General features: G+C 42.0%; 13 protein-coding genes, 1 tRNA gene and 1 pseudogene. 6 read left to right on the top strand and 9 right to left on the bottom strand.

The annotated features are described in order from the left end of the window. Nucleotides 1-76 precede the first annotated feature (76 nt). Both MB380_RS05110 and MB380_RS05105 read left to right on the top strand, forming a co-directional pair. Complete coding sequence (locus MB380_RS05110; protein ID WP_253533731.1) at nucleotides 77-3,436, top strand: PAS domain S-box protein; 3,360 nt, start codon at nucleotides 77-79, stop codon at nucleotides 3,434-3,436. Nucleotides 3,437-3,510: 74 nt separating this feature from the next. Further along, the gene (locus MB380_RS05105; RefSeq protein WP_253533730.1) at nucleotides 3,511-4,044 is read left to right on the top strand and encodes a nuclear transport factor 2 family protein; all 534 of its coding nucleotides are present in this window, start codon (nucleotides 3,511-3,513) and stop codon (nucleotides 4,042-4,044) included. A gap of 39 nt (nucleotides 4,045-4,083) precedes the next feature. Here the strand turns inward: MB380_RS05105 and MB380_RS05100 are convergent, their stop codons facing one another. The 3 genes from MB380_RS05100 to MB380_RS05090 all read right to left on the bottom strand — a co-directional run bounded on the left by MB380_RS05100 (nucleotide 4,084) and on the right by MB380_RS05090 (nucleotide 8,695). Continuing rightward, nucleotides 4,084-5,160: a hypothetical protein gene (locus tag MB380_RS05100; protein ID WP_253533729.1), complete on the bottom strand. Its 1,077-nt coding sequence runs from the start codon at nucleotides 5,158-5,160 to the stop codon at nucleotides 4,084-4,086. 122 nt (nucleotides 5,161-5,282) lie between these two features. Beyond that, a complete protein-coding gene (locus MB380_RS05095) occupies nucleotides 5,283-7,916 on the bottom strand; it encodes a TonB-dependent receptor (RefSeq protein ID WP_253533728.1) in 2,634 nt (877 codons plus the stop codon). A 29-nt stretch (nucleotides 7,917-7,945) separates the two neighbouring features. Further along, the gene (locus MB380_RS05090) at nucleotides 7,946-8,695 is read right to left on the bottom strand and encodes a LytTR family DNA-binding domain-containing protein (RefSeq protein ID WP_253533727.1); all 750 of its coding nucleotides are present in this window, start codon (nucleotides 8,693-8,695) and stop codon (nucleotides 7,946-7,948) included. A gap of 359 nt (nucleotides 8,696-9,054) precedes the next feature. On the opposite strand from MB380_RS05090, the gene MB380_RS05085 reads away from it, so the two are divergent. Further along, nucleotides 9,055-10,425, top strand: coding sequence for a cytochrome ubiquinol oxidase subunit I (locus MB380_RS05085; RefSeq protein WP_253533726.1), 1,371 nt, complete (start codon nucleotides 9,055-9,057; stop codon nucleotides 10,423-10,425). Continuing rightward, nucleotides 10,425-11,459, top strand: a pseudogene (cydB, locus tag MB380_RS05080) (cytochrome d ubiquinol oxidase subunit II). The gene MB380_RS05085 and the pseudogene cydB overlap by 1 nt, the downstream one beginning before the upstream one ends. A gap of 87 nt (nucleotides 11,460-11,546) precedes the next feature. Here the strand turns inward: cydB and MB380_RS05075 are convergent. From MB380_RS05075 to MB380_RS05060, 4 genes are all read right to left on the bottom strand, one after another. Continuing rightward, on the bottom strand, nucleotides 11,547-12,020 hold the full coding sequence (locus MB380_RS05075) for a MarR family winged helix-turn-helix transcriptional regulator (protein ID WP_101727610.1): 474 nt from the start codon (nucleotides 12,018-12,020) through the stop codon (nucleotides 11,547-11,549). Beyond that, entirely contained in the window at nucleotides 12,013-12,453 is a 441-nt protein-coding gene (locus MB380_RS05070) for an EVE domain-containing protein (protein ID WP_253533725.1), read from the bottom strand. The genes MB380_RS05075 and MB380_RS05070 overlap by 8 nt, the downstream gene beginning before the upstream one ends. Then, on the bottom strand, nucleotides 12,443-12,826 hold the full coding sequence (locus MB380_RS05065; protein WP_253533724.1) for a VOC family protein: 384 nt from the start codon (nucleotides 12,824-12,826) through the stop codon (nucleotides 12,443-12,445). Before MB380_RS05065 ends, MB380_RS05070 begins: the two co-directional genes overlap by 11 nt. A 276-nt stretch (nucleotides 12,827-13,102) precedes the next feature. Continuing rightward, nucleotides 13,103-13,525 carry a helix-turn-helix domain-containing protein gene (locus MB380_RS05060; protein WP_253533723.1) on the bottom strand — a complete coding sequence of 141 codons (423 nt, stop codon included), beginning with the start codon at nucleotides 13,523-13,525 and terminating at the stop codon, nucleotides 13,103-13,105. A 136-nt stretch (nucleotides 13,526-13,661) separates the two neighbouring features. On the opposite strand from MB380_RS05060, the gene MB380_RS05055 reads away from it, so the two are divergent. Then, nucleotides 13,662-14,531 (top strand): SDR family oxidoreductase, encoded by an 870-nt coding sequence (locus tag MB380_RS05055; RefSeq protein ID WP_253533722.1) that lies wholly within the window; start codon nucleotides 13,662-13,664, stop codon nucleotides 14,529-14,531. 83 nt (nucleotides 14,532-14,614) lie between these two features. On the opposite strand, the gene MB380_RS05050 is transcribed toward MB380_RS05055, so the two are convergent. Together MB380_RS05050 and MB380_RS05045 are read right to left on the bottom strand one after the other, a co-directional pair. Then, nucleotides 14,615-14,686: transfer RNA gene (locus MB380_RS05050), tRNA-Arg, on the bottom strand. 181 nt (nucleotides 14,687-14,867) lie between these two features. Continuing rightward, the gene (locus tag MB380_RS05045) at nucleotides 14,868-17,219 is read right to left on the bottom strand and encodes a family 20 glycosylhydrolase (protein ID WP_253533721.1); all 2,352 of its coding nucleotides are present in this window, start codon (nucleotides 17,217-17,219) and stop codon (nucleotides 14,868-14,870) included. Nucleotides 17,220-17,463: 244 nt separating this feature from the next. Between MB380_RS05045 and MB380_RS05040 the strand changes: the two genes are divergently transcribed. Further along, complete coding sequence (locus MB380_RS05040) at nucleotides 17,464-19,749, top strand: ATP-dependent helicase (RefSeq protein WP_253533720.1); 2,286 nt, start codon at nucleotides 17,464-17,466, stop codon at nucleotides 19,747-19,749. Nucleotides 19,750-19,762 lie beyond the last annotated feature (13 nt).

Raw genomic sequence — 19,762 nt, 5'->3', positions numbered from 1 at the left:
GGGCCATAAATTAGGGTTTAAAATCTTCATCTTTATTTGTAGATTTACCTCTTAAAATATACCTATTAAGAGAAAGATGACGGCCGAAAAATCGAATGACGACTTGTTGTATGAGATTGAAAAGCTCAAACGCAAACTTGAAGAAGCTGAACACAGTGATGCCATTGACCAGCTACAGGATTTAGTTGATAATACGTCTGAGATTATCATGCTACTTTCGCTGGACGGGCGGTTCCTTTTTGTCAACAAGGCCTCAAGAGAAGTTTTAGGCTATACCAACGATGAGCTTTCAAGACTGACACTTCAGGATATTCTTCACCCGCAGTTTGCCGAAGATATGCTGGTTACATTGCAGCAGATAAAAACCGAAAGACAGGTGGTAGATTACCAGACTGTTATGCGTAATAAAGAGGGTAAACGTGTGTATCTGCTTGGCGACATCAGCTGTAGGTTTGAAAACGGAGTACCTACGGCTTTCCGCTGCCTGTTTCGTGATATTACCCTGCGCCGACGCGCCGAACGAGCCCAGCAACTATATTACACCATTGCCCAGCTGAATCTGAATACCCTGAACCTGAAAGATTTTTTAACACAGGTACATGTAGAGCTACAGAAACAGATTCAGGCCAATAATTTCTTTGTAGCGCTCTTTGAACCTGAAGACGGTACCATCTATTACCCTTATGTTGTAGATGAGTATTCAGACACGAGCGAGAATTTCCTGCGCCGAAAACTGGGGAACGGCATTATTGAATATTCAATGGTGCAAAACAAGCCTCTTTTTCTTTATAAAGAAGACATTGAACGTCTTTCAGAAACCGAAAGGTTAACCTTATACGGTTCTTCCAAACCTGAAGTAATGCTTTGTGTACCCTTAAAAGTAGATACCAAAACTACCGGGGTAATTGGCGTGCAGTCTTACAGTGACCGTAATAAATTTACCATCCGCGACCTTGAATTGCTTGAATTCGTTTCGGGCCAGGTAGCTGTGGCGCTGGTAAGAAAACAGAAAGAAGAAGATTTACTAAGGCAAACATCTCGCCTCAATGCTGTGTTTGACAGCAGTTCGCACGTAATCTGGACAGTGAACCTGAAACGCCAGCTAAGCTCTTTCAATAAAAATTATGAAGAATTAATCAGAAAAAACCTCGGGTATCCGCCTGAAATCAACTCAAGTACCGAGAAAATCGGCTGGCGCCTGATTGCCCCTGAAGACCGCCCGGTGCTTCGCGAAAGATACAATGAAGCCTTTAAAGGCAAACCTCAGAATTTTGAAATGCACTGGGGACACATAGATGGTGGCGACGATTGGTATGAGTTTTACCTGAACCCCATTCTTTCATCTTCAACCGGGCAAATAGAAGAGATTTCGGGCATTGCCCAAAACATTACCGAAAAGAAAAACTCTACCATCAGGCTGCAAAAAAGTGAACAGAAATTCCGCGATACCATTGAGTCGTTCATCGATATCTATTACCGAACTGATCTGGCCGGAAATATTAGTATGATATCACCGTCGGTACTTACCCACACAGGGTATTCTGTTGAAGAGGTAATGGGCAACAAGGTGGATAAGTTCTTTGAAAACGCCATTGACAGTTCAAAGAATATCAAAGGGCTGTTGAAGTCGGGCAGTATTACCAACTTTGAGGTAGTAGTAAAGCGCAAAGACGGAGAGTTACGGCAGTTTATGCTCAATATCAGAATGATTAAAGATGCCAAGGGTATTCCTGTTGAGGTAGAAGGGGTAGCACGTGATATATCAGAGCTGAAACACGCCAACGAAGACTTAATTGTTGCCAAAGACGAGGCCGAGCGGTCGCTTAAAGTAAAAGAACGCTTCCTGGCCAATATGAGCCATGAGATTCGTACACCAATGAATGGTGTAATTGGGATGATTGACCTGATGTACGAAACGCCGCTGAATCCGGAGCAAAGAGATTATGTTCAAACCATCAAGAAATCGTCAGAAACCCTGCTGACCATTCTGAATGACATACTTGACCTGTCTAAAATTGAGGCCGGCAAAATGGACTTGCACAATGCCCCGCTTGATATACGTGAGTTATTAGAACGACTGGTGGGCTTGTTCCGTCAGCGGGCTATCGAAAAAAACAATGCCCTTACCTATCATATAGCCGAAGACGTACCCGCCTACCTGATTGCTGACCAGACACGATTGTTACAGATTTTCTCGAACCTGACTTCTAATGCACTGAAGTTTACAGAGAATGGCAGTGTAACGGTTTCGCTGTCTAAGGTATCATCTAACGGGAAAATTCATATTCTGAAAGGCGAAATCAAAGATTCAGGCATTGGTATATCAGAAGAGGATCAGAAACTACTGTTCGGGGCTTTTCAGCAGGTGGATAATTCAACCAAAAAATCATTTGGCGGAACAGGCCTTGGCCTGGCCATTTCACGTGAGCTATGCCGCCTGATGAAAGGCGACATGGGGGTAGTTTCGGGCGAAGGCCAAGGAAGCACTTTCTGGTTCACGATTGAGGTTCGTTCTACCAGCATCAGCCCGAGTGTTTCTGATAATGATGCAGGGGAGATTCAGCTAACTAACTTTTTCAGTCAGTATTCACCTAAAATTCTATTGGTTGACGACAATCAGGTAAACCGCAAGGTAGCTTCAGAAATACTGAATAAGTCGGGCTGTACTGTAACAACTGCCGAAAGCGGCGCCAAAGCCATTGAGATATTTGGTGATAATCCGTTCTTTGACCTCATTTTTATGGATATTCAGATGCCGGAAATGGATGGCATAGAAACCACCCACCGCATGCGTGACATCTATGGGTCGTCACTACCCAAAATAGTAGCCATGACCGCCTACTCCATGCAGCATGACCGGGAACGTTTCCTGAGCGAAGGGATGGACGACTACGTACCCAAGCCCATCAGAGCCGCTATTCTGGTTCAAAAAGTAAACGAACTGGTAAGAACCGAAGGCAGAACAGAAGAAACCGCAGCCACGGCCAGAAGCGGGGCTGCCAAAGAACCAATCACCAGAACACCATCTGCAAAAAACAACCAGCCTGTTATAGATGTTAAAGGGTCTGCCGCTACTACAGATTTCAGTGTGGCTGCCGGTATACCCATGTTTGATATGGAAGTAGTAAACCAGCTGAAAGAAATGGTAGGAGAAGAAATGCTGCTGACCGTATTTGAGGATTTTGAACAAGAGGCTCAGGAACAGATACGCAATACCAAAGAAGCCTACCCTGACCATGTAAAAACCATTCAAAGCGAACTGCATACCTTGAAAGGTAACTCAGGAACCATCGGGCTGGCGCGTATTCATGAAATTACCAAAGAAATTGAAGTGCCGTCTAAAACAGGAGATTTAACCTGTTTCAATGAAAGAATGGCCGTTTTAGAAGATGAATTTACCAGATTTAAGGAAACTTACAGGCAGGTTTTGTCTTGATTAATGAATTAAAAATTTGCAATACTCCCATATTATTTTCGTTAATTTGAACAGGCGATTAAACAATTAAACACATGAAATTTAATACTTTATTACTTGCATTTATAGGGGTGATGGGCTTTGCAGCAGAAGCCAGTGCCCAGACCGACGACGAAGCGATTAAAGCAACGCTTTATAATTATCTGGATGGTGGAGCCACCGGCGATTCGGCCAGATTGAATCGCGCGTTTCATCCTGCTGCCAATCTACGTAGCCAGTCAAACGGACGTATATCGGAGATTCCGGTAAAAAAATTCATTGCGTCTGTACCGGCAGGAGGCGCAAAATGGAAGAGTAATGTGGTAAGTTATAGCTTTGCCGGAACCGCCGGAACCGCTGTAACCGAAGAAGAATTTGAGAATTTTAAATATGTTGATTTCCTGAATCTGCTAAAAATAAATGGGGAGTGGAAAATTGTGAGCCGCGTGTTCTCTAAGGTTGACAAAACCATCGCGGTGACCTCCTCATCATCCGGCGCTGCTGCGCCTTCAACAGGCAATCTGAAAGCAGGCAATGCCCCGGTTAAGAAACCGGCAGCTAAACCCAAACCATCTGATGATGGCTGGTGATAAAAGCAGAGGCCTCGCGTTCCGGTGAGGCCTCTGCTTTTATCCGGCCAATTCATTTAGCCATGTTTTTATTTTTTCTGCCCATTCCGCTTGTTTAAAGGTATCCTGGCTGTGGCTTGTTTCGTCGTCATAGGCTCGTTGCAAGCTGTTCATCTCTCTATAAGATTCCAGATACTCAAACTGTATCATGCTGTTCAGGTCATCAATGCTTTCTGCCTGCAAGGCACTTACTTTTTTCTTGAATCGCTCCACAACCAGTTTGGTAATATCAAAATGCAGTTGTTCGTGCGCCAGTGCATAAGCCGTCCTGGCACTTTCATTCACCCACGACATCCCCCTGACCATATAGGTTTTGGTCTGAATATTGGCACGTATAATTCCTCCCGACACATTAAATGACGACACATACCCAAAATTGCTGAAAATAGCTGCGCCATATCTATTTAAGCCTGACGGGCTGCCTCTGAAATCGTCCCAGGTAACTTTTTTGGTTTCATAATATATGGTGTCTTTATCATTTAGTTTGTAATCAGGCATGAGCTTTATCTCAATACCTCTGGCCAATGCTTCATGCTTGCCCTTATTCAATTTCAGCCAGTCGGTAAAATACTGCAATGTCTGCAAAACCAACCTGCGTAAAACCGACTCATAGTTATTCATGTTGGGTGCACCACCAGAACGCTTGTAGTCCAGGTACACCTGAGAGTCAACCAACTTTATTGTATCATTCCTGCCGATTCTTTCATAACTAACCGACATTGTCATTTTTCCATTAATCCCGCCCTGGGCATTTCTGGTTTCGTGCACATTCAGTTGAGTAAGATTATAAAGAACAGGGGTTGTTGCGGTATTTTTTGGCAAATTTCCGGATATAAATCTTTGCAATCCATTTTTTACTCCGCCGGCTATGGTAATACCTGCTTTGGTGTCAGCAGGCGTAATAATAGTACCCAAACCATTTTTTTGCACCCTGCCGTCTTTTACATCGGCAATGTAATAATCTATTGGTTTTACATCAATCTGAGTGTCTTTCAGTGTAATCACATACTGTGCAATTGCAGTCTGAGCCACACAGCAACAATAAAATATCATTAATGTATCAATGATTCTTCGCATTTGTTACACCTTATTTTACCAAATATGCAAAAATTAGAGCGTTTATTTATAATTAAAAAGCCTTTAAAAAAAAATCTGCATAGCGGCACAGAGCCCCTATGCAGATTTCTATCTACCAACGATTACTTTTTGGTTTTATTGAAATTCAGGTCGCAAACTATCCCAAGATAAACAATGCGGCTGATAGGTGCCGAGCCATAAACACTGATAGCATTGGCATTGGTAAGATTTGTACCTCCCAGCTTAACAGTGCTGCTGAGGTCTTTTATAAAATAATTTAACTGCGCATCAAGTGTTCCAAAGGCTTTAATCTCTCCCTCATCAAAAGGCATAAAGTACATATAAGTGCTGCTGTGCCGATAATTAACTGAATATGAAAAGTTTTTAGTGATAAGGCCATTTGCGCCGATATTAAATTTATGCTCAGGCGTATTAAAACCGGCAATCAGGTTTTTGATGTCTGATATTTTTGCCCAGGTATAATTACCATAAACACTCAGTTTGTTGTTTACGCGGTAATCAAGGCTAATAAACGCGCCTTGTGTGGTAACCTGTTTATCAAAATTAGCCCAGGTCTGAATAAACCTGCCTCTGGTACGGTCTGGTGCTGTTTTGGCCCAGTCGCCGGTTTTTTGCTGATAGTTGCCCTCTGGCATTTTGCCGTCTTCACGCCCCTGAAAACGCACAATACCTATAAAGCCGTTGTATAAACTACGGTAATAACTCAGGTCAAGTTGTAAGTCTTTGGTAAGTAAGGCTTTATAACCCAACTCCCAGCTATTCATTTTTTCAGGCGCCAGCTTCTTTACTTCAAAAGGCTGTGTACCTGTTGAGTTTAACCCCTTGAAACCGTTTTCAACATTACCAATCAGCAAAATACTGCCGTAATCAAGGTAAATATACTGGTCAAGCTGTGCGGGGGCTCTGTAAGCCGTAGCAAAGTTAGCTCTGAAATTATGCCTGCCAACTGAATAAACAGCCGAGATGCGCGGAGAAAACCTGGCATCAAAATTCTGAAAGAAGTCTACCCTGCCTGCGGCTGCCAGCGTAAGTTTTTCATTAAGCAGTTTTTGCTGTACCTGTCCGTATATGCCTGATTCCCAATTGACAATGCTATTCCGTTTTTCTTTTGAAAGAGGCGAGAAATTACCATCTGATAGTAAAGTACCGTTTGATTTCAGCAAATAAGTTCTGTAAGCTCCTCCAACTACAATGTTGGTTGTGGCCAGCTTAAATTCTCTCTGTGCTGAAAAATCAGTATAACGGGCTGTGTTAGAGAAGGCAGCACCTTTAATGGTTGAGCCATTGATTGTCAGGTCGCCAACGCCGTCCGCAACTTTTTGGGTAATCTGATTAAAAAGTGGAGACCCGGCACCTAACTGCAGCGATTGGGTCAGATTAAACGCAAGCCTGGCGGCATCCTGAATAGATTGCCCGCCCTGTATGGATGGTATTGAAAACGCACCGGGTACGCCACCATTTATCATATCGGGTGCATACACACCTGAAAGGCTCCCTCCACCAAAACCACTGCCACGTGCAGCAGCAAATATCTGGTTCCAGGCATTAAAATAATTACCTGACACGGTTGGATACACCCCATTTTTAGGGTCTGTGAGTCTTACGTTCTGCAAAGCATTGGCTACACCCCCTACTTCATAGGCTTTACCGCCATAATCAAACATAGTGTAAGCACGTATAAACCATTTGCTGTTTTTTATTTCAAACTTGTGTAAATCATATTGCATTTCACGCCACGCAAACCGGCTGGTACTCTGAAAAATCCCATTACCCAACGACCAGCGATACTCATAAGACGCCTGTGTATTTTCATTGATTTTGTAATGCAAAGACGGATTAAGACGGATGCTCCCGGCCTGAAAGCCTTTCATGTTCAGGAATTTGCTCCCGTCATTTGCCCCTATAACATCAGCCTCTTTAAAGCCCGGCATGTAAATGCGGTAAGGCTGGTTATTGTTGTATTGAGTATACCGGGGGTCTGTAACAGTTAGCCCTGCATCGCCAAAATAGTTGAGCTTGTTCCAGCCAAAAGGTGAGCCATAGGCATTATTGGCTGCATCAGACCCGGCCAACCCACCGGCTGTGGTAGCCTTGATGGCAGCGTCTGAATTACCCATAAACTCTTGCCCTTGTGTAAAATTGGCGTTGAGCTTAAAGGCAAAACGCCCGGCAAATACCTGTGCATATCTTAGTTGTCCGTCCATTAAGGATCGCGAGCCGCCACGGATAGATGCAGCCAATCCCTGATGCCTGAAAGGGTCTTTTGAGTGCATCAGTATTACTCCGTTAAATGCACCTGAACCATAAAGTGCCGAATTGGCACCGTATATTACTTCAATGTTATCAATATCCAGGTCTGGCGTACCCATCCAGTTTCCACCATATAGCGACGACGTAGGCGACATAAAATCGACATAATCTGCCAGTTGTAAAATCCTTTCGGCTTTAGAACTGTTAAAACCACGGGTACTTAAACTTGTTACAAACCAGCTCGATTGGCTTACATCAATACCCTTGTATCTTGACAAAGACGAAATTAACTCAATACCCGGCGACTGCTGCAGTTGCAAAGCCGAAACTTTGGTAACAGAAACGGGGGCTTTAAAAATACTTTCCTCAATTCTGGATGCCGACACCACTACTTCATTTAAAGCCCGGGCACTATCGGCCGGCACATTCTGCCCCCATGCCATGTTAGTTGCCAGACAAGCCAGTAAGTAAAGTTTTCTTCTCATGTTCTTTGGTTTTATTTGGTTTTGTTTTTTTATCCTTCAATCCACCGCTTGAATTGTGCGGCATTTTCCTGACTGATACTCACCTCAGCTTTTGACAAGTGCATTAATTCTATGGCAATCTTGCCCTTAAATGAGGGCTTGAAGCTCTTTATAGCATCAATGCTGACAATGAACTTGCGGTTAGCCCTGAAAAACTGCCTGCCTGATAATTCTAATTCAAGTTCGCTCAGGTTTTTTTCTACAATGTATCTATCTCCGGTTTTATCAATCAAAAAAACTACTCGCGCTTCGGTATAAATAAAGGCAATATCAATCGCAGGCATTACATAATAATTTGTTCCTTTTTTAACAATCAGCCTTTCTTTAGCTGGGTTACCGTTGTTGTTACTTAGAGCTTCATTATTTCTGGCCTGCATTACAAAATGCTTACTGAGGGCCTCGTATTTATCCAGAATCCTGACTAACTCTGCCTTTTCAATGGGTTTTCGTAGATAATCAATGGCTTGATATGGCATGGCCTGAGACAAATACTTGTCATAAGCCGACATAAACACAACCGGGAAGCCCGGGTTTATTTCTTGAAAAACCTCAAAACTTAGTCCGTCTGCCAGTTCAACCTCAAAAAAACCAATACTCACACCATCGTTAACGGCCAGCCAGGCCAGTGTTTCCTGAACACTACGGCAATGGCCAAGGGTAGACATAGGGTAATATTCTGCAAGCGTATCTGCTATCAGTTTAAAATTATCCTCTGTTTTTTCTACTATAAGAATTGTCATCGGCTATTTCGGGGTCAGGATTTCCACTTTCAGGCAGTGTATCCCGGCATTGGCGAAAAAAAATTTGCGTCGCAAAATTAAGGAGAACAAATTAGAATAACGCCGATGGCCGCATTTCACTGAATATTTAAGGCTGTAACAGTGGTTTATTGAAAAAAAGAAGAATATGGCGCGAGGTAAATTAATGGCTTAAATATTACCATTGCTTACCCCACAATCTTCTAAAACAAATCAAAAGCCATTAAAATTCTGTTATTCTGAGGTTTTTGGGCTACCGGCCTGCTTTACAGAAATAAAGTATTTTTTTCTTGGTTCCTATTCATCTGGCATTGAAATTAGCCACATCTAACAAGTCGTTTATGAATACCGAACTACTTTCGCGAATACAGTTTGCATTTACTGTAGCATTTCACTACATATATCCTCCTTTAAGTATTGGTTTAGGCGTTGTAATGGTAATTATGGAAGGCCTGTATTTAAGAACCGGCAAGCCATTTTATGAGCAAATGACCCGGTTCTGGATAAAAATATTTGCCCTTATTTTTGGTATAGGCGTGGCTACCGGCATAGTAATGGAATTTGAGTTTGGCACCAACTGGGCGGTTTATTCGCGTTATGTGGGTGATATTTTTGGTAGCGCACTGGCAGCAGAGGGCATCTTTGCCTTTGCGCTGGAGTCTGGCTTTCTGGGTATTCTTATCTTTGGCTGGAACAGGGTTAGTCCGAGAGTCCATTTCTTTGCAACTTTAATGGTGGCGCTAGGCTCCATGTTTTCGGCTATCTGGATAGTAGTGGCCAACTCATGGCAGCAAACCCCTGCTGGCTATAGAATAGAAGGCGAAGGTATGAAAGCCCGGGCCGTAATAACCGATTTTTGGGAAATGGTTTTTAATCCGTCAAGCATAGACAGGCTTTCGCATGTAATCATCGGGGCATTTCTGGCTGGTTCGTTTCTGGTGTTGAGTGTTAACGCTTATTACATTTTACGCGGCAGGCATTTGCAGATTGCCAAACCGGGCTTTAAAATTGCCCTGGTGGTTGCTACAGTTGCTTCCTTATTGCAATTATTCACGGGCCATCATTCGGCAAATGGAGTGGCCAAAAATCAACCTGCAAAACTGGCAGCTTTTGAAGGCCATTATGATTCTCTGTCAGTGGCCGACATGTATCTGGCGGGGTGGGTAGATAACAAAAAGCAGCAGGTATCAGGCATCAGCATTCCTGCCGGATTGAGCTATCTGATACATCAGGATACCAACAAACCGGTTAAAGGCCTTAATGCCTACAAAAAAGAAGACCGCCCTTCGGCTGTTAATTTTGTATTTCAGACCTACCATCTGATGGTAACCATTGGGATGATACTCATTGGGCTTACACTATTAGCCACTTTTCTGTGGTGGCGGGGCAAGTTGTTTCAGCATAAATGGTTATTGCATATTTTTGCCTGGTCTGTTTTATTACCGCAAATGGCCAATCAGGTGGGCTGGTATTCGGCAGAAGTAGGCCGGCAACCCTGGGTAGTGTATAATTTACTACGGACCTCAGACGCGCTTTCGCAATCGTTAAAAGCTGAGCAGGTCATGTTCTCTCTTATATTATTTACATTGGTTTATGCCCTGTTGTTTGTTTTGTTTTTGTATCTGCTCAATAAAAAAATAAAGCATGGCCCCGAAGAAAACGATGAACTGATGCCTGAATTTTCTAAACGAGATAACCCGATTTTAAAGTAATGGAAACGATATTAGGACTTAATCCGGCCACATGGTGGTTTTTAGTAGTTGGTGGGGTTTTCAGCGGATACGCCATTCTGGATGGTTTTGATTTAGGCGCCGGAGCCTTGCACTTGTTTTTTAACAAAGAAGAAAGCCGCCGTAAGGCACTCAATGCCATTGGCCCCGTTTGGGACGGAAACGAGGTCTGGCTGGTTATTGGCGGAGGAGCCCTGTTTGCGGGCTTCCCTGTTGTATATGCCACTATTTTATCTGCTTTTTATGAGCCATTTATGATATTTCTTGTAATGCTTATTTTCAGGGCAATATCCATAGAGTTCAGGTCTAAGGAAAGTATGCGGTGGTGGAGAAACCTATGAGACATCAGTTATTGTGTTTCCAGCATTGTGCTGGCTCTTTCTTTAGGTCTTATATTAGGCAATATTATACAAGGCCTGCCACTAGACCAGAACTACGTTTACAAAGGCACTCTGAGTGATTTTTTTAACCCCTACTCCATTCTGGTTGCTTTTACAACCCTTGCTTTGTTTATGATGCATGGCGCCATTTATCTGGTTATGAAAACCGAAAACAGGCTATATGCCAAGCTGACTATACTGGTAAAAAACACGACAATATTTTTTGTGCTGATGTTTGCCGTTACTTCAGTAGTTACTTTGCTTTATGTGCCACACATGGCACATCGTTATCAGGAGGTACCCTATATATTTGCGTTCCCGATACTGGCTATTTTAGCCGTAGCTAATATTACACGACAGATTTCACGTCGAAAATATATGTACGCCTTTTTGTCGTCGGCATTTGTAACAGCCATGCTGATGGTATTGGTAGCGGTTGGCTTATTTCCTAACATCATTTTATCAAGTATCAACGAGGCCTATAGCATCACGGTTCATAATGGTTCTTCAACTGATAAATCTCTGAAAATAATGCTTTTATTTGCCTTGATAGGCGTACCACTGGTAGCCACATATACAGGCTTTGTATTCTGGACATTCAGAGGAAAAGTGAAGCTGGATGAGACAAGTTATTGATAAGGGACGTTACCGGAAATTGAATACTTCGCGTGGTGCGAAGTATTGACATTGTAAGTACATACCGCCGGTAACGTCAAAACCTTATTAGTGGCTTTTATTTTGCTCATTATTCATTTCAATAAGTTGTACCATGTTTTTATTGAATGAAGCTAGTTCAATACCTAATGGAGCAAAAAAGGCTAAATCAGCATTTTCTATCTCAATAATCGCTTTCTGCAAAACCACTTCACCATCTGATGTCAATCGAATTGTTTTTGCCCTTGTGTCGGTTTCATGCGCCTGCCGTGTTATAAACTGCTTGTCTTCTAATGTACGCAGGACTTTCGACACCATCATTCTGTCGGCATTACTTTGGTTGGCAATGTCTATTTGTGTTACCGACTTACTTTTTTTTGAAAGCCACCCTAATGTGGCCAACAACACAAATTGTGTCTGCGTCAGGTCTAAAGGGTCTAATACCTTTTTTAGCTTCCGTTGCCAAAGCATAGTTACCTGGCCTAGCAAATAACCTGGGCTATCATTGGGACTTTTAAAGTGAAATTCAATTTCTTTAGACATGATGATGTTGAAGCATTTGTGATGAAATCAAATTAAAATCATGCTGGTTAATTTCAAAGAATCCAAATCTGAACGGATACCCCCAGCTTTTTTTGTTCTGAATAAAATCTAAATCATTTATTAAAGGAAGAATAGAGGTGTCTTGGCACTCAGAAAACTCAATGTTGCGTCTGGCAGCACAAAAGTCTTCAGAAACCTGAAACTGATAGGTTTCATCATCTATTACAATTCCTAATGCTGTAAACTGCTGGCATTTATCGGGTTTTCCAAAAGTTTGTTTGCCTGAATAATAAATTACAAAATCTCCTTTCTTCATTCTCTTTAATGGTGCAGCCTTTCCGTGGCAGGCTTGTGCAATTCCATCGGCAATGCCTCGTTTTACGTGGTCTTTTGATGCCACAATTACCCAGTATTTTACCTCTCTATTTGCCATCGTTAATAATTTTAGTTTCTTCTAAAAACGTAATAAAGTAGCCGTCCGGGTCTGTAACTATTAGAGTTTTACCGAAAGGAGTGTTATTTATAGTGTCTACGATTGCTATTCCTTTATGGGCCAGTCGGCTTTGAAATGCTTCGATTTTCTCATCAATAGCAAACCAAAGAGACACACCAACGCCCTGTTCTTTTCCGTCTAAATTTCCAATGGGTTTTCTGATCGCAAAACTTGCATCGCCTTTGTTGTATCTGAAAACATAAGCTCCCGGATTAGTCATTTCCGATAACTCAAACCCTAAATAGTCGGTGTAAAAGACTTTTGAGGCTTCTAAATCTCTAACCTGAAGAGATGCAAAATTTAATTTTCTCATTGCGCTTATTTTTGTTGTCGCAAATATAATATACGCGACAACAATAAGCTTGTTTTTTTTTATTTTTCTGCTGCAAACAGAAAAATATTATCTGAATACAACAGCTAAATAAAACACGAAAGCCTTCAAAACCGCAGATTTTGAAGGCTTTCGTGTTTTTGACAGTATTGTCCAGATTTGTAGTTTTCGCAGCAGAGATGGTAATTCTTTCTTAGAAAAGAGCCAAAATTGGCTTTTAAAGAAAATAGACAAAGCAATTTATAAACAAGCCCGCAGCTAATTAACCTTATCGTCCTTGCAGAGCTTCTCCATAATATTTTTCAGAAATTTCGGTTTGTTCTTTTTTACCTCTTTCAAAAAAGGTGAAGATTCAGTAGAGTTAGACAAATATTTATCACCCCAAAGGGCTATTTCAATTAAAGCAGGTATCAAATCAACACCTTTTGGGCTAAGTTTATAAAGGCCTTTTACCTTATTGTCCGGATATGGCAATTTTACGATTATCCCATTCTCCTCCAATATCTGTAATCTATTCGCTAATATATTGGTTGCTATTTTTTCTTCAGACTTTGTAAAATCACCATAAGTACGGGTTTCATAAAGCATTAATTCTCTTACAATTAAGAGCGACCATCTGTCTCCGAAAATATCTAATGATAAACTGATTGGGCAATCGGAGCGCCTTTCATTTGATTTCATATATTCTATCTTTTCACTTGCATATTGAAAGTAATTACATAACTTTGCACTTGCAAATTAAAAGTAATATTTTCGCTTTACACTTGCAAATAGAAAGCAAACTTAATCATTTAAATTAAAAAAAAGATATTACGTTATGGCAAAAATACTTGTAACAGGGGCAACAGGAGTAATTGGAAAACGTACGGTTGAACACCTGCTAAAAAAAGGAGTTCCTGCAAGCCAGATTATCGGGCTCTCACGAAAAAAAGAAGGGCTGGAAGACTTAGCTGCCGAAGGCATTGAGGTTCGTTCTGGCGATTATTTTGATTATGATTCGTTACTGCGTGCATTTGAAGGTGTTGATAAAGTAATGCTTACAAGTGCGGTGGCTTTCACAGACCGGTCTACCCAACATTATAATGCCATTACTGCTGCCCGCCAGGCTGGTGTTAAGCACGTAGTGTATATGTCAATCATGCGTAAAGAAGGTTCAGGACGTGTTATGCAGGGAATTACAGAATCAGACCTTTTTACAGAGCAGCTACTTAAATCTTCAGGGCTTGATTATACTATTGTATACCACCCGCCTTTTCTGGACCTTTTATCGTTCTACTATGGTTCCAATGCTTATGAAAATGGAATACAAGTACCTGCAGACCATGGGAAAATGGCACCAGCCACAAGAGATGAATTGGCAGAGGCGCATGCAGAAATATTGTCTGCACCGGGACACGAAAACAAAACCTATTCATTAGGTGGCAGTGATTCTGTTTCGTTTTCTGACATTGCCAAAATACTTGCAGAAATAAAAGCGCAACCTGTTCCTTTCACCACCATTACAGTAGAAGAATATATTGAGGCGATTGTTTCCAAGGGAGTCCCTCGTAATGTTGCTGAATTTTTAACGGGTTGGGTAGAGGCAATTGAAGGAGGCGAATTTGAATATCAATCAGGTGATTTAGAACGCTTATTAGGTAGAAAGACAAAGACTTTCAGACAATACATAGAATCAACATTAGCTTAGATTTGTGTAGGTCTAAAACAAACAAAGTGGCTGAGAATTTATCTCCTAGCCACTTTGTTTTAATGCAATACTGATTTGAAGAGTGACCTCGCCGGGAATCGAACCCGGATCTAAAGTTTAGGAAACTTCTATTCTATCCGTTGAACTACGTGGTCTTTATATTTTTATAGCTCTAAAGTTTAGGAAACTTCTATCGGTGCGACGTTCGCTCTATCCGTTGAACTACGTGGTCTTATAATTTACGAAGATGGTTCGGTATTGAGCCATCTTCGTACTTTCTTGAATACAAATTTCAGCATTTTTTTGTTTCAAAACACAAAAATTATTCAAAAACATCTATTCAATTGCAATTTCATCAACAAATAACCATGCCGGATTACCGTGCCCCGGGTGATTTTCGGGTAGTTTTCCATAGTTTCTGGCAAACACCCTTACGTATCTGGCTTTCTTGCCATTGGCTGCTACACCAATTTGTTGAACCGCCCGGCTTTGTTCGTCAGTATTTCCCATAGTTATTTTCTGTAAGCTGATAAATGTTTTACCGTCGTTGGAAACCGACACTTCCGCTTCTTTTGGCAGCATAATCCATGAGGCGCTGGCTCTCAGAAAAGCAAATGAAATTTTATTCAGAGTTGTTGGCTGGCCCAGATCAATGGTTAAATCCAGATCTTTTCCTTCAAAACCTACCCAGGTGGCACTGTTGGCCGCTTCGCCTTTTACACCGTTTGTCAGGCCGTAGGTTTCACCACCTGTATAGTTTTTAGGTTGGTTCACCAAAGTATATTTGCGCCCTGTAGCTTTATTAATGTAAAAATATTTGGTAAGCACCTTGCCGAGTCGTTCGCCTTTTTGAGAAAACGCCGCAGCACTGATGCTGCCATCCTGGGTAATCACCACTCCGGATGGTTGATATTGAGGCGATTGGGCAGTAGGTTCAGAGTTATCTAAAGTATATCTGATTATTGCTTCTTTATCGGCCGTTTTCAGTTTTACAACCACCTGTTTTTTTTCATTCATTGCCGATGAGGCCGAAATATCATAATAACTTCTGGCATAATTAACACCAAGGTATTTCAATCGCTCAAAATGTGTTTTCAAACGGGCCGTGAAATCCTCATAATCTTTCTGCCGGGCCGATGTCCACCCTATTTCGGCAATGGCACAAGCCCTGGGGTAAACCATGTACTCAACATATTCAGGTGTTTGCATATATTCTGTCCATACGTTAGCCTGCACACCCAGAATATGCTTTGCCTGTTCTGGTGTTAGCGACTTCGGTGTAGGCTCATAAGAATAAACCTTGTCTAAAGGCAAATATCCGCCAATGGCCAACGGCTCAGTTGTAGGGTCTGACTGGTAATAATCAAGATAACAAAAGCCGGTAGGCGTCATAATGGCGTCATGGTTTTGCTGGGCAGCAGCCGTTCCTCCTTCTACTCCGCGCCAAGACATAATGGTAGCATTGGGCGATATCCCTCCTTCCAGAATCTCATCCCAACCTATTATTTTCTTGCCTTTTGCTGTCAGGAATTTATCAAAATGCTTAATAAAATAGCTTTGCAATTCATGCTCGTCTTTCAGACCCTCTTTCTTCATCAGGTCCTGACAAAACTGACTTTGTTTCCAGGCAGTTTTCGGGCATTCGTCACCACCTATATGTACATATTCGCCCGGGAACAACGCTATTACTTCTGTCAGAACATCTTCCAGAAAACTAAAGGTTTTTTCGCTCGGACAGAAAACATCATCATGCACGCCCCATATTCCGGTTACTTCATAAGGTGTACCTTTCAATGATTTTGCTGTGCAGCCCAGTTCAGGATATGAAGCCAATGCTGCCAATGCATGGCCAGGCATTTCAATTTCAGGAATAATGGTAATGAATTTCTTTTTTGCATAGGCCACCACATCTTTAATCTCTTCCTGGGTATAAAAACCGCCATGAGGTGTACCGTCAAACTTCCAGTCGGTATAGTGGCCTTTCATACTCTCCTTACGCTTCGAGCCAATTTCGGTTAATTTCGGATATTTCTTAATCTCAATTCTCCAGCCCTGGTCGTCGGTTAAATGCCAGTGAAAACGGTTCATTTTATGCAAAGCCAGTAAATCTATATAACGCTTCACAAAAGATGCCGGAAAGAAATGGCGGCTTACATCCAGCATACTTCCGCGGTGTTTATACCGCGGACGGTCGAAAACGGTGCAGCCTGGTACTGTCCACTTCACATCTTTAGTAAGGGTGCTGCTGAAAATTTGAGGGGGCAACAATTGCAAAAGGCTTTGCAAGGCATAAAACTCCCCCTGACTGGATGCCCCCGCCAGTATAATTCCTTTGGCATCAGTTTTCAGAATATAATCTTCGTTGCCCAGCATTTTGTTATATATCTGCTCTTTGAAAGGCGCAAACACAATCGCCTTATGGGCAGGAATCAGGTTATCCGGCACATCTGCTTCTTCAATTTTCAGAGTTACCCCTCCTGCTTCTGTGAAGCGCTCTGCCAGCATTTCTGCCAAAAGGCGTTGCTCTGAGCCTCCCTTCGGAATAATGATTTTGGTTTGGGCATCAATCACAAATGTTCCGTTCACGGGAGTTAATTCCAGAGGCTTTGGTATTATGGCATATTTGTTTTGCGCAATAGCTGAAAACGAAAGCATGAGCAGCCATAAGTAGCCTGATATTTTTTTCATACAAACTGATTGTTTTATTTATTTCCGGACAAAAATAGTTCTTATTGATGAAAATCTGCCTTAAAATGGCATTTTTTGAGATGAATGACAATCTTGGTTTTGAGCGTACGTATCGCAAAAAGCAATTAACCTGCTGCTGATGAAACGGATACATACCACATGCAACGAACAACAGAAAAAAAATGATACAGATTTATAGCCACGATATAGCTATATTTGCACCAAATTTAATGAATTTGATTCCGTGCAGAACCAGAACAATTATTTAGACAAACTTAACCCACCCCAACGAGAAGCCGTAACTTACCGCGAAGGCCCCCTGATGATTATTGCAGGTGCAGGCTCTGGTAAAACACGTGTGCTTACCTACCGCATTGCCTGGTTGATTGAGCAGGGGGTTGACCCTTTCAATATCCTGTCTTTAACGTTTACCAATAAGGCGGCCGGTGAAATGCGACACCGGATTGAGCAGATTATAGGCAATGATGCTAAAAATCTGTGGATGGGTACATTTCACTCAATTTTTGCAAAAATACTACGCTTCGAAGGTAAAAGACTGGGATATACTTCAGATTTCACCATTTATGATACTGACGATTCTAAATCTCTGATAAGAACGATTATTAAAGAAATGGGCCTGGACGATAAAACGTATCGCCCGAACTACGTACTGAATCGTATTTCTAACGCTAAAAATGCGCTGGTATCATGGGAGGCTTATGCCACCAACCCGATTTACATGGAAGACGACAAAGCTGCCAAAATGCCTGAAATTGGCCGTTTGTACAAAACGTATCAACTGCGTTGCTTTCAGGCCAATGCCATGGACTTTGACGATTTACTGTTTAATACCAACGTTCTGTTCCGTGACCACCTGGATATTCTGAACAAATACCAGCACAAGTTTAAGCATGTGTTGGTTGATGAGTTTCAGGATACCAACGTATCGCAGTACCTGATTACCAAAAAACTTTCGGCCGTTCATCAGAATATTTGCGTAGTGGGCGATGACGCCCAGAGTATCTATGCCTTTCGTGGAGCCAATATTCAGAATATTCTGAATTTTAAAACCGACTACCCGGAATTGCACGTTGTAAAACTGGAGCAGAACTACCGCTCTACCAAAACGATTGTAAGTGCGGCTAATTCGGTTATTGCACGTAATAAAGAGCAGCTGGAGAAAAATGTCTTTACAGATAACGAAGAAGGCCCGAAGATTGAGGTAATCAAGGCGGCGTCAGACAACGAAGAAGCAAGGCTGATTGCCACCAGTATTTTTGAAGCCAAAAATAATGATGGCTTAAAAAATACCGAGTTTTCGATATTGTATCGTACCAATGCGCAATCAAGGGCATTTGAAGAGGCACTGCGGAAAATCAACATCAAGTACCGCATTGTGGGTGGGCTTTCTTTTTATCAGCGCAAAGAGATAAAAGATTTACTGTCATATTTAAGATTTACCATAAATCAGAATGACGAAGAAGCCTTTAAGCGTATCATTAATTTACCCAAAAGAGGAATTGGTGACACCACCGTAGCCAAAATAGTAGTAACTGCAGCCGAGAATAACCGCTCGGTTTGGGAGGTGGTAAGCAGTATTAATCAATACGTGGCAGGGCGCGCCGCACAGGCTATTGACGATTTTGCCACTCTGATTAAGAGTTTCAAGCTTATGATAGAAGAAGGCAAAGATGCCCACACGGTGGCGTCTTATATTGCCAAAGCATCAGGCATTTTGCGTGAGTTATATGAAGATAAAACAGTAGAGGGCTTATCTCGCTACGAAAACGTACAGGAGTTATTAAACTCTGTGAAACAGTTTGTTGATAACCCTGAAAACGAAGAAAAGACCTTAAGCGCCTTTTTGCAGACGGTTACGTTAATGACATCGGCAGATCAGGAAGACGAAGACGGCGATACAGACCGGGTAACCCTAATGACTATTCACGGAGCCAAAGGTCTGGAGTTTAAATATGTTTACATTGTGGGTTTGGAAGAGAACCTCTTTCCGTCGCAGATGATGCTGCAGAACCGCAGTGATTTGGAGGAAGAACGCCGCTTGTTTTACGTGGCTATTACCCGTGCAGAAAAGAAACTGACACTGAGCTACGCCGAAACCCGGTATAATTACGGCCGATTGAATTATTGTGAACCCAGCCGTTTTCTGGAAGAAATAGACAAACGTTTTTTGCAGATGTCTAAAAGCCGCACAGTTACTTATGAGTCAACGCAAGCCAAAGCTGACAGGCCCACCTCTACGTTATCGTTTGCTAAAAAAGAAAGTGTTATATCTAATCTGAAACCTGTTCAGAAGGCGGTTCCACCACCACAACATACACCGTCCGGCGATTTCGCGCCAAGTGATACCAGCAACCTGAAAGAAGGTGATAAAGTAGAACACCCAAAATTCGGGTTTGGAACAGTGAAGAAAATGGATGTAAACGGGTCAGACAGAAAAGCGACAATTGTATTTGAGGGGCAGGGAGAAAAAACTTTACTACTGAGTTTCGCCAAGTTGAGAATCCTGTAATATCTGGTTTTTA

This window comes from Emticicia sp. 21SJ11W-3 (assembly GCF_024138715.1).
Lineage (GTDB): Bacteria > Bacteroidota > Bacteroidia > Cytophagales > Spirosomataceae > Emticicia > Emticicia fluvialis.
This window is presented reverse-complemented; position numbering and strand designations above follow the sequence as displayed.